The sequence below is a fragment of the Companilactobacillus sp. FL22-1 genome (assembly GCF_043951805.1).
In the GTDB taxonomy this organism is placed as follows: domain Bacteria; phylum Bacillota; class Bacilli; order Lactobacillales; family Lactobacillaceae; genus Companilactobacillus.
Genome location: NZ_JBINJY010000004.1, coordinates 1 through 14,732 on the forward strand (window position 1 = coordinate 1; position 14,732 = coordinate 14,732).

General features: G+C 37.3%; 14 protein-coding genes. 3 read left to right on the forward strand and 11 right to left on the reverse strand.

The features are described 5' to 3' along the window. Window positions 1-57: 57 nt before the first annotated feature. From ACG72T_RS03970 to uvrC, 3 genes are all read right to left on the reverse strand, one after another. Entirely contained in the window at window positions 58-492 is a 435-nt protein-coding gene (locus ACG72T_RS03970; protein ID WP_395264776.1) for a hypothetical protein, read from the reverse strand. Between the two features lie 107 nt (window positions 493-599). Next, window positions 600-1,436 carry a type I methionyl aminopeptidase gene (gene map, locus ACG72T_RS03975; protein WP_395264777.1) on the reverse strand — a complete coding sequence of 279 codons (837 nt, stop codon included), beginning with the start codon at window positions 1,434-1,436 and terminating at the stop codon, window positions 600-602. A gap of 13 nt (window positions 1,437-1,449) precedes the next feature. Then, window positions 1,450-3,267 (reverse strand): excinuclease ABC subunit UvrC, encoded by a 1,818-nt coding sequence (gene uvrC / locus ACG72T_RS03980; protein WP_395264778.1) that lies wholly within the window; start codon window positions 3,265-3,267, stop codon window positions 1,450-1,452. Between the two features lie 212 nt (window positions 3,268-3,479). Here uvrC and ACG72T_RS03985 point away from each other — a divergent pair, with 212 nt between their 5' ends. Both ACG72T_RS03985 and ACG72T_RS03990 read left to right on the forward strand, forming a co-directional pair. Then, the gene (locus ACG72T_RS03985; protein ID WP_395264779.1) at window positions 3,480-4,040 is read left to right on the forward strand and encodes a hypothetical protein; all 561 of its coding nucleotides are present in this window, start codon (window positions 3,480-3,482) and stop codon (window positions 4,038-4,040) included. 72 nt (window positions 4,041-4,112) lie between these two features. Beyond that, entirely contained in the window at window positions 4,113-4,265 is a 153-nt protein-coding gene (locus ACG72T_RS03990) for an SPJ_0845 family protein (RefSeq protein WP_164480478.1), read from the forward strand. Between the two features lie 179 nt (window positions 4,266-4,444). On the opposite strand, the gene ACG72T_RS03995 is transcribed toward ACG72T_RS03990, so the two are convergent. The 5 genes from ACG72T_RS03995 to pfkB form a co-directional block, all read right to left on the reverse strand. Next, window positions 4,445-4,567 carry a hypothetical protein gene (locus tag ACG72T_RS03995; RefSeq protein WP_395264780.1) on the reverse strand — a complete coding sequence of 41 codons (123 nt, stop codon included), beginning with the start codon at window positions 4,565-4,567 and terminating at the stop codon, window positions 4,445-4,447. Continuing rightward, window positions 4,554-5,081: a hypothetical protein gene (locus tag ACG72T_RS04000; protein WP_395264781.1), complete on the reverse strand. Its 528-nt coding sequence runs from the start codon at window positions 5,079-5,081 to the stop codon at window positions 4,554-4,556. The genes ACG72T_RS03995 and ACG72T_RS04000 overlap by 14 nt, the downstream gene beginning before the upstream one ends. Window positions 5,082-5,225: 144 nt before the next feature. Then, window positions 5,226-5,930 (reverse strand): MgtC/SapB family protein, encoded by a 705-nt coding sequence (locus ACG72T_RS04005; protein ID WP_395264782.1) that lies wholly within the window; start codon window positions 5,928-5,930, stop codon window positions 5,226-5,228. Window positions 5,931-5,993: 63 nt separating this feature from the next. Next, on the reverse strand, window positions 5,994-7,937 hold the full coding sequence (locus ACG72T_RS04010) for a fructose-specific PTS transporter subunit EIIC (protein WP_395264783.1): 1,944 nt from the start codon (window positions 7,935-7,937) through the stop codon (window positions 5,994-5,996). 3 nt (window positions 7,938-7,940) lie between these two features. Next, window positions 7,941-8,870 (reverse strand): 1-phosphofructokinase, encoded by a 930-nt coding sequence (gene pfkB / locus ACG72T_RS04015; protein WP_395264784.1) that lies wholly within the window; start codon window positions 8,868-8,870, stop codon window positions 7,941-7,943. A gap of 120 nt (window positions 8,871-8,990) precedes the next feature. On the opposite strand from pfkB, the gene ACG72T_RS04020 reads away from it, so the two are divergent. After that, the gene (locus ACG72T_RS04020; protein WP_395264785.1) at window positions 8,991-9,737 is read left to right on the forward strand and encodes a MurR/RpiR family transcriptional regulator; all 747 of its coding nucleotides are present in this window, start codon (window positions 8,991-8,993) and stop codon (window positions 9,735-9,737) included. Window positions 9,738-9,814: 77 nt separating this feature from the next. Here ACG72T_RS04020 and ACG72T_RS04025 read toward each other — a convergent pair whose 3' ends face one another. The 3 genes from ACG72T_RS04025 to ACG72T_RS04035 all read right to left on the reverse strand — a co-directional run bounded on the left by ACG72T_RS04025 (window position 9,815) and on the right by ACG72T_RS04035 (window position 14,731). Continuing rightward, entirely contained in the window at window positions 9,815-12,688 is a 2,874-nt protein-coding gene (locus ACG72T_RS04025) for a hypothetical protein (RefSeq protein WP_395264786.1), read from the reverse strand. Between the two features lie 463 nt (window positions 12,689-13,151). Continuing rightward, entirely contained in the window at window positions 13,152-13,442 is a 291-nt protein-coding gene (locus ACG72T_RS04030) for a helix-turn-helix domain-containing protein (RefSeq protein WP_395264787.1), read from the reverse strand. A gap of 188 nt (window positions 13,443-13,630) precedes the next feature. Further along, a complete protein-coding gene (locus ACG72T_RS04035; RefSeq protein ID WP_395264788.1) occupies window positions 13,631-14,731 on the reverse strand; it encodes a Glu/Leu/Phe/Val dehydrogenase dimerization domain-containing protein in 1,101 nt (366 codons plus the stop codon). Between the last annotated feature and the right edge of the window lies 1 nt (window position 14,732).

A 14,732-nucleotide genomic window follows, 5' to 3' on the forward strand; every position in this document is an offset into this window, starting at 1 on the left:
AGTTAGAAAACTTTGAGGGTATAGAATTTATTTAAATTTAAAAAATATCATGCTGTTTTACTTCATATTCTGTTCGTCTCGTGCATAACTGAAATAAAGGTCTAACATAATTGATTTATCTTTAGTCGAAATATCATTCAGAGTTTGAACAGCGGTGGCGATCATCAAGTCATCTTCCATCGCTTCTTCAGAATGATAATACTCCTCTTGAATACCGATCGATTCGTCGAACCAATCGCCCATTCTAACAACGAATTTATAAAAATCATTGTCAAAATTTTGATTGATATAGTCAATCTGGGTGTCATTAAAGAGGTTGGCTAAATCAATAACTTCGTTGTACTTCAAGTTATTGACAAATGTTGCAACATTACCAGCTTTCCTAGCCTCATTCAGCAGTTTCTGGTCAATTCCAGTTAGTCGTTGAATTTCTGAGGCTGTAATAGAATCATCTTTCACTAACTCAATTGCGCGATCAATTTCTGATAACATAGTAACTACCTCGCTTTTCTTAAAGCTAGACTTTGTTGCTATCTATATTTTAAAACAAATCATTTTTTTCTGTCTGCAATTAGACTTATTCGAATGTAAAGAAATTATTACAATTGATTATGTTCTTTTAGATAATCATGAGCCCACTTTAAATATTTTTCATCTTCTGCGGCATCTTGGGAAGTCAAAATCTGCGGACCATTTTCAGTGATGGCCAAAGTATGTTCATATTGAGCTGACCATGAACCATCAGCACTGGCATAATAGATCCAGTCATCGTTAGGGTCTTTAAGTGACCGATCGACGATCTCCCAAGTACCTTCGTTGATCATTGGTTCAATAGTGATGGTCATCCCGTTCTTCAAGCGCAAACCTTTACCAGGTTCACCATAGTGCAAAACGTCTGGTTCTTCGTGCATCGTAGGTCCAATTCCGTGTCCACAAAGATCACGGACATCACCATAGCCATGCTCGTCTTCGGTGTAATGTTGAATTGCATAGCCAATATCGCCTAATCGTTTACCTTCAACGCTTTGAGCAATTCCTAAGTACAAAGACTTCTTGGTTACTTCCATCAAATCAGAAGTTTCTTGACTGACTGAACCGACCGCATAACTCCAGCAAGAATCACTTTCATAGCCTTTATAGTTCACCGTCATATCCACTTTGACGATATCGCCTTCTTGCAAAATCAGATCTTTTCTTGGTGTACCGTGAGCTACTTCATCGTTAACATCAACGCAAGTAGCATATTTATAGCCTTCAAACCCTTTTTCTGAAGGAGTTGCTCCATGGGCTTCAATGTAGTCGTTGGCGAACTCTTCAATCGAATAGGCGGAAATACCAGGTTTGATGATATCTCTTAAACCTAAATGAACTCCAGCTAAAATCTTGCCGGATTCACGCATTCCCTCAATCTCTCGTTCTGACTTTAATGTGATCATTAAATCTCTCCCTCTATCCTTTGTGATACTTTTTGTGAAAATCAGTACTTGCTAACGTAATTTTAATCGTCTGAGCCGTTGTCTTAGGAATACCTAAGTCAGTCAATTGCTCTATGGAAGCTTCTTTCATCTTCTTGACAGAACCAAATTTCTTTAATAATTTTGTCCTAGTCTTGGGCCCTACGCCTTGAATATTATCCAATTGTGACGACAAAGCATTCTTACTTCTGGTCTTACGATGGAAAGTAATAGCAAAGCGATGCACTTCATCTTGAATTCTTTGTAATAAGTAAAAGCCTTGACTCTTACGGTCGAGCGGTACTTCCACACCATCTTCTCCCACGATCAAATGTGAAGTATTATGGTGATCATCTTTGACCATTCCGGCCACAGGTATATCGATTCCCAGTTCATTGACTAAAACGTCCATCACAGCACGCAATTCAATGATACCACCATCCATTAGAATTAAATCTGGTAATGGCGACTTTTCTTTCAGCAAACGTGAATAACGTCGATAGATCACTTCTCGAGTATTGGCAGCTTCATCTGCTCCCGATTGATGCTCAACTTCACCTTTGATTTTATACTTCCGGTAACCACTCTTTTCAGGACGGCCATCTTTAAACATTACCATCGCAGAAACGGGATTGGTCCCTTGAATATGCGAATGGTCAAACGATTCAATAATATGACCATAAGGCAAGTCTAAAGCTTCAAAAATTTGCTTCTGGGCACCATAAGTTTGACGATTATCTAACTCCATCAAGCGGAATTTCTCTTGCAAAACTAATTTTGAGTTTTCTGCGGCCATATCCATCAAGTCTTTTTTCTGACCACGTTGCGGTGTTCGGAAAGGAATATTCAAAACTTGAGAAAGCGTCTTTTTATCCAAATTATCTGGAACTAAGATCTCTTTTGGTAAAACTTGGTTCCGGCGATTATAGAATTGCAAAATATAGGTCGATAATTCTTCTTCTGGCGTATTAATACAGGCAAAAACTTTCTTCTCTCGTTTCATTAAACGGGCTTGTCGAATAAAGAAAACTTGAATGGAAATCCAACCTTTTTCGACATAGTAATTAAAGATATCTCGCGGTGTACTATCATTAGAAATGATCTTTTGTTTCTCAACCGTAGTCTCGATATATTTGATCTGGTCACGCAATTCAGCTGCACGTTCGAACTCCATTTTTTTTGAGGCTGTTTCCATTCGCCGTTCTAGTTGATGCTTGATTTCACCAACATTGCCGCCTAGAAACTTCTTGATTTTTTCAATTTGTTTATCATATTTTTCTTGAGGAACAGTTTGGAAACAAGCTCCTAAACATTGTCCCATATGGTAATACAAACAAGGTCTACCTAAATGTCCCTGACAGCGACGCAATGGATAGACTTTTTGTAAGAAATTTAGAGTATTTGATGCAGCCCAAACATTTGGATAAGGTCCAAAATAATAGGCTCCATCTTTTTTGATCAAACCGGTGATCTCCATCTTAGGATCACGCTCGTTAGTGATTTTTATATAAGGATAGCCGGTCCCTCGTTTTAGTTTGATGTTGTAATAAGGTTGATGTTTCTGGATCAAAGTTATTTCCAACAAAAAGGCTTCTTTATCATTGGAAGTAATGATCGTCTCAAAGTCACGGATTTCCGAAACTAGTCGTGCTGTCTTACCTTCATGAGAACTCTTAAAATAAGACCGAACCCGATTCTTAAGATTTTTAGCTTTTCCAACGTAAATTATTTTAGAGTTGATATCTTTCATTAGATAACAACCCGGACGAGGTGGCAGCAGGCTTAGTTTATGTTCTATATATTCAGTCGCCAACAATAAACCTCCCTTTTAATTCAGACTCTGTTAATCATAAGTTATTCTTACTAATTGTCAACTTATATGCAACCATATGTTCTATTATACTTTTCTTTCATTAGAATGGTCTGCTAAAAAGATTATTGCTGATTGTTTGACAATTATTTTTCACCCTTTATGATTGGTTTTGTAAAATTAAATTAAATAAAATCAATCGGAGGTATCGTCATATGAGTCAAAAATATATCGCAGAGATCGTACCATTAAACGCCGAGTTTATCGGCAGCAGTGCTCACGGATCAGCTGAGTTTACTGTTGAAGAGAACAATTTGCACATTAAGATCGAAATGTTTGATACACCAAAGAACACCCAGCATTGGGAACATTTCCATGGTTTTCAGAATGGCCAAGATGCTCAAATTGCTACAATGAGTCAAGACGTAAATCACGACGGCTTAGTCGATTTGCCAGAAACTGAAGCGGTCTCAGGTACAACTATGGTGCCTTTCGACAATGCTCCAGAAAAAATCGATGTTCCAAATGATAATTATCCCGTCTCTGATGAGAACGGTCATTTTGCCTATGAAAAAGACGTTCCTTTGGATCAGTTACAATCTCAATTCAAGTCAGTTTTTGGAACAGACAAATTGGACTTAGATAAGAGAGTAGTCTATGTTCATGGTGTTCCTCAATCACTTGAGCTACCTGCTTCCGTAGGTGGCGTAGTTGGCAATTATGATGCTCATGTGACTTTGCCTATTGCTACTGGTAAAATTAAAAAAGTTAACTAAAAATTGCCTTTTGTGCACTTAGGTTCTATAATATAGTTAATTAAAAATGAAACTTGAAAGGGGCTGGTACCGATGGGCCTAACAGTGAAACGTGAAAGTAATTTTGGCAGTTTATTTGATAAGTTTGCCTCTCTTCCCGATGATGTAAAAGAAAACGTAAAACGCGTAGATTCTGCCGATAAGAAATCTTCAAAAGATCAAAAGAATCTGAAAGATAAAAAATAATTTCTCTTGTTTAATGTCACTTTGTTTAAAAGTGGAAGCCATTTATTTTTACTATTTCTTCAAAAAGAATCCTTTGAATTAGAAAAGCCTAGAACTCAATTGTCCTAGGCTTTTTTGGTATCTAAGTTAAATCGTGTTGGTAGAAAAGCGCTACCCAAATGATAAACTGTTGACCCTGTTTACAACTCATCTTCGTCTTCGAAAGGATTAATTAGCTGATTTTCCTCATTACGCAATTCCACTAATTCTTGATACATTAAATATTCAAAATAATCATCTGAAATATCCCTAAACAATTCCAAATTTCTCTCCTCCGTTTATCTTAGTCTGAATAAAGTCAGCCGATATTACCGGGCGAGAGGTTTTTAGACCTTTCTCACTAATATATCGCTCTGTCGTTTTGACATTGCCGTAAAATTTAATGGGTGTGTTTATTCTTAAATCAACATCGCCACGTTCAAATTTGGATTGTTCATATTTCAATTTGACAATCCTCGACTCGTCATTTCCATCCAACGCCACCAACAAATATTTGTGATTAAGATCGAACCTCTTTATGTGTCCCCATTGGTAAATCTTTGCGCCATAATACAAGCTGGTATTGATGTACAAATTTTCAAATGAAACATAATCATAATTCTTGCGTTCTCTAGAAAACTCCGAAACTGTTCTTTGTCTTGATTGATCGAGCATGGTAATTCTCAATTCTTGCAAATTGTTATTGATTTGAATCTTAAAAATGCCAATATAAAAAGATAAAAACATGATCCCACAGAATAAGACGATAAGGATTTCGCTTGGTACTTTTCTTATCATTTAATTCCCCCAATAACCACAAGATAACAAAGGTCTATACAAATTTCAATTGATTTGAACCATTTAAATATTTAAATTTTTTCATATTAATAAGCTGATACAAAAAGACAGAAATTATTCATATTCGAATAATCTCTGTCTTTTTTAAACGTTGATTGTTTCAACTTTAATGATATTTTCGTTCATCGACAAACCTTCAACAATATCAACGTAGTCTAAGCTTTTGCCAAAATCAATCGAATAAACATTCGTATAAACTTTTTCATTATTCAAACGTTCGACACTGAAACTGACGCCTTCGACAGTAATTTTATTTTTCTGAAAATAATCGTCGATGAATTTCTTCGATTCAATTTTATGAAGATACTCGACTTTCAGTTTGCGCACTGGACTGATGCGAATAATTTTTTTTAAAAATCCTAGAACCGCATAAACGACTAAAAATCCAGCAACTGCTATCAAATAATCTCCCATACCAACTGCTAATCCGATACAGGCAACGACCCACAAACTGGCCGCGGTCGTCAGTCCTCTGATTGAATGGTGCTCGACGATTATAGTTCCGGCACCCAAAAAACCGATTCCACTGACAACTTGGGCAATTAATCTGGCATCATCAGCCCGCAAAACTCCTTTTAATTCGGGATGATGCAGTGCCATCTCTAAAGCATTGAAGCCGATATTTTGCTGAATCATCGCAATAATACAAGCTCCCAAACAAACTAAAATATGTGTTCTCAATCCGGCTGGACGATGTTTGTAGGCCCGGTCGATCCCAATTATTCCTGAAAACAAAACAGAAATCAATAGTCTGATCATGACCGTTAAAACACTTAATTGACTCTGCAAAAAACCACTCCCATTAACATTTTTATTCGTCACCCTCTAGTATAATCCTCAAAAATTTAGCAATCAGGCTTTATCACTGAGAGATTTGTCTAAGAATAATTGAGCTATTCTCTCAGAATCAGCCGCCTTTTTCAGGGTATGGACAAATTTTGGGTCCGACAATAGTCGGGCAATACTCGACAAGTACGAAACATGTTGATAATCCTTTTCAGGATCGGGCATGATCAAGGCTAAAACGATTCGAACCTGATTGCCGTTTCCCCAGTCAAGAGGCTGTTTTAAAGTGACAATTCCCATCGTCAATCTATCAACCGAGCCATCTTGTGCATGAGGAATTGCGATACCTTTTTCCATACCAGTCGAACTTTCTGCTTCACGCTTTAAGTATTTCTGATAAACAGCTTTTGAATCAGTTGTATATCCTAATTTCTCAGCAAAATTTGCAAGATATTTCAATAAATCATCACGTGTATTTGCTTGAACATTTAAGGCAATATTATTGTCATTAATAATGTTACTTAATTCACTTTGAGGTTCTTCAACTGCATCATCACTATCCTCTGAATCTTGGGAATCAGAGACAACTGCACCTTCTGGAGTTACCAAAACTTGATCGTGGCGACTTTGACGTCCCGCTATGATTGATAGTAGGAAACCAGATACCAAAGCACCAATAACAATCCATAAGACCCATAAGAAAGGTTTATTAACTAATGGTAAAACGATGAATCCACCATGTGGGGCTGGTACAGAAATTCTGGTGACATAAGATAAAATTGCTGCAATGGCCGATCCAATCATGAATGATGGAATATTTAACAATGGATTTTTTGCTGCAAATGGAATAGCACCTTCAGTAATATGAGTTGATCCAAGTAAGAAGTTAACATAACCTGCACTACGTTCTTTCGCAGAATAAGCTTTCTTATTCAAAAGAACTGCAAAACCGGTGGCTAAAGGTGGTGCGATACAAGCTGCGGAGACACCTGCCATGAAATAATAATTACCTTGAGCAAGCAAAGCAGTACCTGTCAAATAGGCAGCTTTGTTGATAGGGCCACCCATATCAGCGGCACACATTATACCAACGATTAAACCAAGTAAGATGGGACTGGAATTTTCCATACTCTTTAGAAATGCCATCATACCTTGATTGATATCTTTCATTGGTACTGAAACATACCACATGATGGTTCCAGAAATCAGAACTCCCAAAACTGGAAAAATAAAAATTGATTTCAATCCATCTAATGACTTTGGCAAGGTCTTGAACAACTTTGTCAAAAGAACTGCGATATAACCAGCTAAGAATCCACCGACGATACCACCTAAGAAACCAGTACCATTTGTATAAGCAATCATACCAGTAACAAAGCCAATAACTAATCCAGTTCTTTTACCGATTGCCTCTGCAATATAGGCGCAAAGTACGGGAACCATTAAATTCATTGCAAAACCGCCAATAGTATTCAATAAAGCGGCGATAGCATTATATTCTGCACTTTTGGGATCTGCCGAATTAATTCCCCAGAAAAATGAAACCGCAGTGAGTACACCACCAGCAACAACTAAAGGCAACATATGGGAAACACCGTTCATTAAATAGACATATAATTTATGCCAAAACGATCCAGTTAATTCTGATTCTTCACTAGAGCTGGTAGTTGAACTACCAGAAGCATGATAAACTGGAACATTTTTATCATGTAAGATTTTTTCAATCAATTCATCCGGTTCCTTCATTCCTTTAGTTACCGAAACGTTTATTAAACGCTTACCATCGAAGCGATCAATATCAACATCCTTATCTGCTGCTATGATAACCCCATCGGCTTGTTCGATTTCCGATTTAGTAAAAGCGTGTTCAACACCTGATTGTCCATGAGTTTCAACTTTAATTGACACACCAATTTTTTTAGCTGCTTCTTCAAGCGCTTCTTGTGCCATATAGGTGTGTGCAATTCCGGTTGGACACCCAGTGGCAGCAATAATTTGATACTTTGTCATATTTCATCCCTCCAAATGAGTAATTTTAATCTGTCCTGACAAGTCTTTTACATCATGAAAATCCGTTAACCCAGCTGTAGCGGCAGTGGAACTGGCAGCAGCAATACTTCGTTTCAAGTTATCGTCAACATCTAATTGTTGTTCAATTCCAGCTAAAAAAGTTCCTAACATTGTATCGCCCGAACAAGCTGTATTAACTACTTTGATTTTAGGCGCATTACCAAAAATCACTTGCTGCTTATTAACTAGTAAAGCTCCCTTTGCTCCTAAGGAAACTAATACCTGACTAACCCCTCGATCAACTAATTTTTGGGCATCTTTGATCAAAACATTCATATCATCAGTTTGATCCTGTCCAAACCAACTCAAAAGTTCCGCATCATTTGGTTTGATCAAGTATGGTTGGTACTTAATTGCGTCGACAACTTCGGAATAACTGGTATCAATGATCAAATCAAAACGCTGTTGATGTGCCATCTGAGCGATGGTAACGATAATTTTAGGATCGATTCCTTTGGAAAAGCTTCCTGATACTACTAACTTATCGTCAGTTTTCAATTGTGAAACTTTTTCTAAGAAAGCTTTCACAGCCTCATCATTAACTTCAGGCCCACTGTTAACCTGTTTGAATTCTGTATCGCTATTGACTACTCGAGTGAAAACATTGATTCGGGAGATACCATCGATATGGGTAAAATCTGTTGAAATACCACGATCTCTTAACGACTGTTCGATGAATTCACTCGTAAATCCACCACCGACGCCCCAAGCTGTATTATTAACTCCTAAAGATTTCAGAATGAAAGAAACATTGACCCCTTTTCCGTTCGGTTGAATATCATAACTGTTGGTCCGATTGACGACCTCTGGTAACAAGTCATTTGTTTCAATAAATAAATCTATCGCTGGGTTTAAGGTACAAGTATAAATCATTTAGTTAACCCCTTTTCATTTGCTTAATTCCATGTTAACGCGTGGTATCATGTAAATGTTTACATAAAATAAAATTAAAACTAAATTTATGAAAAAGTTTTACAAAAAGGAGGCCGTCATTTGACAGCTAAGTTAAGCTCTTCCGAACAATATTTGTGGAATTATATTCAGGAAAATCTCAGTGACATCCCCAAACTGTCCATCATCAAACTAAGCGAAGTAGCAAATGTTTCCACTGCAACGATTGTTAGAGCTACTAAAAAAATGGGCTACTCAGGCTATACAGACTTTCGGCAAAGTCTATTAGTTCAAAACAAGGACAACTCACAATATAAGAATCTTGAAAAAGTTGACCGTGACATCAAAAAAGCTGTTCTAAAAAACAAATATGAAGTCGATAATACTCTCCAGGCTTTAAATGTCGGTACGATTGAAGACGCAATTCAAAAAATTCAAAATGCAGAGAACATTTATATTTTTGCACGGGGTTTTTCTGAATTTATTGCTCAGGAAATGCTCGTCAAATTACAACTCTTAGGAAAAAATTGCGTTTTGAGTTCTGATCCGAATATCATCGTCACGATGAGTAAACGAATCAAACGTGAAGATTTAGTAATCATCATCACCCTAAACGGCGAAACGAAGGAATTAGTCCAGGGAGCCAAAAATGCTTTTGAAAATGGTGTCAGTACTATCACCATCACAACGAATGAAAGTAGCTCAATTACAAAGTATTCCGAGATGGTGTTGCTTGGTTATAAATCTCAAACATCATATTTCCCCGATTACGAAGTCAGATCTCGTTTACCATTACAAGTCATCAGTCGCATTTTATTAGATTCATATGTAATTCGGCTTAAAAAATAATCCGACAAAAAAAATCGTCCGAGCACAAAATGTGTTCAGACGATCAAAAGTTTAATTACGTATTTTTAAGATGGAGCTTATTGCACTGAATCGACTGCTTCCCAAGTCCAGTCACTGACATATTTGCCTGGTGTTGAACCATTATTATTTGAACGGAAACTCAATTGGAGATTCTTTACGATATCATTGGTAAAGTCAGTCTTTTGTTGCCATTGTTCATTCTTTGGCCCACTAGTTCTTCCAACCAAGACATTTTTACTGGTAGCATGATGGCCTTCCCAAAAGACATCGTGTAATAATTGTTCTCTGTCTAATCTGAAATCATCATCATTATCACCATCATCATCTTCATCGTCGCCATTATTACCATCTACATTGGGCTTGTCATCTGACTTGTAAAAGGTATTGATAGCTAAACTTACGGCGACTGGATTTGAGCCGGGAGCCCTGAAATCGTCTAAAATTATCCGACCACCTTTTAGATCAGGACTTACTGGGTTACCTGCAGTTTGAGAGACTGATAAGCTACCAAAATCAATTGTCTCAGGAGCGGTCAAGTTTAAACGACCTGCTATATGTTGGAAATAAAATGTATCAGAACTGCTTTGACCCTTTTCATTGACAATGGTCACGACAACCTTATGTTTCTCAAAATCATTATATTCAGAAATGTTAATACTTGGTATCAGCCAGCTGACTGAATTACCAGGTTTTTTATTTTTAATATCAGTTTGAATGATATTGATTGGTTCTTCATCAACTTGATAAGACAGTGAAGTTATCTTATTAGACTTTTTATCTGACCAAGTCCCTGATAAGTGGATCGTGTCCGCAATTGGTGCAAAGGGGGATTCTTCAGTACTACTTGGCGAATTGACATCGATCAGTGGCCCACCATTCTTATCAGCCGTTTTAACTAATTTAAAATAATGTTCTGAAACTACTGACTCATTGCCATCACTGTCAATTGCCACCAAGTATACTTTGTGATTTCCCTTTGATAATCCCGAAAGATCGACTGGTTTTTCAAAACTATGAAAATCACCACGTTGTGCTTCTGCTGTCGTCTGAGTGCCGTGATGGAAAAGTCCCTTGATCATGTCTTCTTCGGCATCACTGTCGATTGCATAGTAAATCGTAACATCCTCACTATCAAAGTCGTACCATTGTCCTTTGAGTTTCAATTCAGGAGTACCTAAATCCAACACTTGAGGATTATCTTCGGTTCCTAAGTTATCATACTCAACGACCGGGTCAAAGGTACTACCAGGTACATCGGTTAAAGTCCCATACTGCATATGCACGGATTCACCGATTTCTAAGGTTTTAGACTTAGTCCGCATTGTCAAACCAGCATCCCAATTGGGATCTGATTCAGAATTAGTACCAAGTCGACCTCCGGCACCTCTCATATTAGCTTTATCGCCAGTATCATTGCGATCTTTAAAAGCATTTGGATAATGTTTGGGCGTCCAAGGAAAATTATAACGATGCTTGTTATCATCGAAATATTTACCAGATGGAGCTTTCCCTTTTTTCCAAGGATAGTAAGTCACACTACGGGCGGCTACTATTCCCAAAAGACCGGGATTATACAAATATCCTTTGTTGGCAACAAACGACTTACCAGCTGAACGTGCTGACCAACCAGCTGGTGCATCATCTTGATTCATATAAAAACTCGTTCGAACTTCATTATTTGGCGATTGGAAATACATGCCTCGATTATCAGACAATGAGCGCATTGGGATATAATTACCAATCTTTTTCCCATTAGTATCCGTCAATTCTTGACCATCTTTATTTAAAGACAAATCATGGTTAGAAAAACCAATGAAGTCCTTGAATGGAAATTGGCCGGTGTTCTTATAAGTAATATCAGTTATCACCCGACCTGTCTTGGTAAATGACATTTTAATGGTGGTGGTAATTTCGGGATTGATTCGACCCTTTTTCTCATCGTAAAAGGCTTTTTGTTTATAAACTAAACGTTGTTCTTCAAACCCAGTTCTCGGATTGAAACGGTAATACAGATTAGGCAAACCATACATCGCATATGACTTACCATTCTTATTTGGTCCTGAAGTACCGGGCTTCTCTGAATTATCAGTTTTTACGACATAATTAAACAGGTTGTTAGAAGTAAAACTGGTTGGTGCACCATATGGTAATAATTCTTCTTCTAACAAACCAGTTCCATAGTCTTTATTCTGAGAATCACCATAATGGATCGTGTAAATATGATTCTTGGGTGCATCTGGACCCGCTTTAACTGAACTACCTTCTTCAGCGTAAATAATGCCACTATTAGGTGCAGTCAAACTATTTTGGCGCGAATTGCCTCGTTCGCCCCAACTACTAGCAATAGTTGCGTTTTCGCGACTGGCTTGTAAGTAATCACCAAAATAAATAATTGGTTGTGTACTGGACCCATCCTCATGTTCGATAATGGGACCTTTTGAGACACGGAGATTAGAAGTCTTAGTCCAAGTTGATTCTTCAGCCATTTCATCATCGTCATCAACGGTTTCGACATATTTCTCAGGTTGATTGAATTGATAATGAAAAATTTCTTGTTCGTTGGCATCTGTTACCGTCAGCAAAAACGGTTTTTCATGATCGACATTCATCTTGAAACTGGCCTTATTTGGATCATCCAAAGTCAATTTGATTTCATTTTTTTCGGAATTTTCTTTGACCTTCTCGGTACCAAGCTCTTTTTCAAGGCTGGATGAATCAATCACGTCCTTTTGATCAGTTTTGAGATGCAATTCTTTTTTATCTTCTAAAAGATAAGTGATAATTACCTCGGCGTTGTCTTTTTTATCAACGATTGAATCTAGACCAGCGTCTGTAATTGGTTCATTTGCAGTTGTTTGAGCATTAATCGTGGTAGGTAAACAAGCTGAAAACAAGACCCAAAGACTGGCCAATATTAAAATTGGTCTCATCCTTCTCATTAAAACAAAACACCCTCCCATAAATTGATTTGGTAATCATATCATGGAGTTAAGTGCTTTCTAGCTCATATTTTCTAAAGTTATTTCTCGTGAAATGACGCAATTAATATTAATTTCACTATGTTTTGCATTAAAGAAAGCCTCATTATTCTTTAATTTATCTCACGACAATTTGGTAGTCATGGTATGTATAGACCATTCTTTAATCAGGGAACAGCTTGAGAATAATTTTCCAACAGATTGGGTAGCGCTTACAAAAAAAGGCTTTGCTTAAAAATATTCAGCTATTATTGATCTAACAACATTTAATTTGTTTAACAATATTTCAAGCCTGACAGCGGGCAAAAAAAATAAACTCAAGTTGAGTCGTAATCTAACTCATCTTAAATTTATCGTCTGCATTTTCTGCTATCGACGATTGAAAGAAATCGTCAAACTTCCATTGTTTTTGCAACTAAATTAACCCTAGTCTCTTCTTAACTTCTAGCAATTGTGCTTCGAGTACCGGATCTTTTCGACTCAATACATCTAGGGCATTCGCCTGCTTTTGAACGTTTTTTTTGGTTGTTTTAGTTGATTTGACGCTCTTTTGGGTGGACACGGTTGAATTCTTTTGGTACTTTCTCACCCAAGCAGCTACTTGCTGATAAGAAATATCGTATTTTTCACCCGTAGCTTTGTAATCCTTTTGATGGTCGATTGCATACTTTGCTATTTCTTTTTGCTGTTTCTCATTGTACTTCATTCTAAAACTCCTAAATGACTTGTTACTGAAAATTATACCATAGAAAAACGGCGGATTATTGCTGTTAATCAGTTTTAACACACTTAAAATCAAATTTTGAAAGAGAAATAGCCGTATTTTTTTAACGATAACTAAAAAAACCTCTGATTCCATTCCAAATCAGAGGTAATTTTGTGTTAAATAATTTTTTAAACTAATTCAAAGATCGTATGTTTTTCAGTATGTAAGAAATTACCACGCACATTTAGAATCGCATTGATGCGATTTTCAGCTAAATGGTCGGCAGCTTCAGCAGTAGTGATATTTTCCTTCTTGGCGATATCAAAGACCTCACCAATTTGATTATATATCATCGAAACTTTTTCCAAAGCACGAGCTTTATTGTAACCTTTCAATTCGTCGGAAACATTGATTACGCCACCAGCATTGGCAATAAAATCAGGGGCATATAAGATGTTTCTGTCTTTCAACATTTGACCATGGCGTTTGACATCTAATAATTGATTATTCGAGCTACCACAGATGGCCTTAACTTTCAGACGGGCAATCGTATCATCGTTCAAGACGCCACCCAAAGCACATGGTGCAAAGATATCAGCTTTAACATCATAAATTTCATCTGGTTCAACCGCCTTAGCGTTATACTGGTGAACCAAATGATCGACTGCTGCTTGATTGATATCAGTGACAATCAGTTTAGCACCATCTTCATTAAGATACTTGGCTAAACCTGTGGCAACATTTCCGGCTCCTTGAATCGAAATGGTTCGATTTCTCAAGTCATCATCGCCAAAAATCTCTTTAGCAGTACGTTTGAGGGCATAGTAAACTCCTAAAGCCGTCACCGGACTTGGATTACCTGAAGCTCCTTTAGCATCAGTCGTACCAGTAACAAAATTTGTTTCCATATAAATTTGATTCATGTCTTGAGTCGTAGTTCCGACATCTTCAGCGGTGATATAACGGCCATTCAAACTTTCAATATAGCGGCCTAAAGCTCTAAACATTGCTTCACTTTTATCGGTTTTGGGATCACCGATAATGACAGTCTTTGCACCACCAAGGTTTAAACCAGCAGCTGCATTCTTATAAGTCATCCCTTTGGCCAATCTCAACGCATCGATCAGGGCTTCTTCTTCTGAAGCATAAGGCCACATACGGCATCCACCAAGGGCTGGACCGAGAGTAGTATCGTGAATAGCAATAATGGCTTTGAGGCCAGAAACATTATCTTGGCAAAAAACCACTTGTTCGTAATCGCTCTTAATCATTTCATCAAATAATTTCATT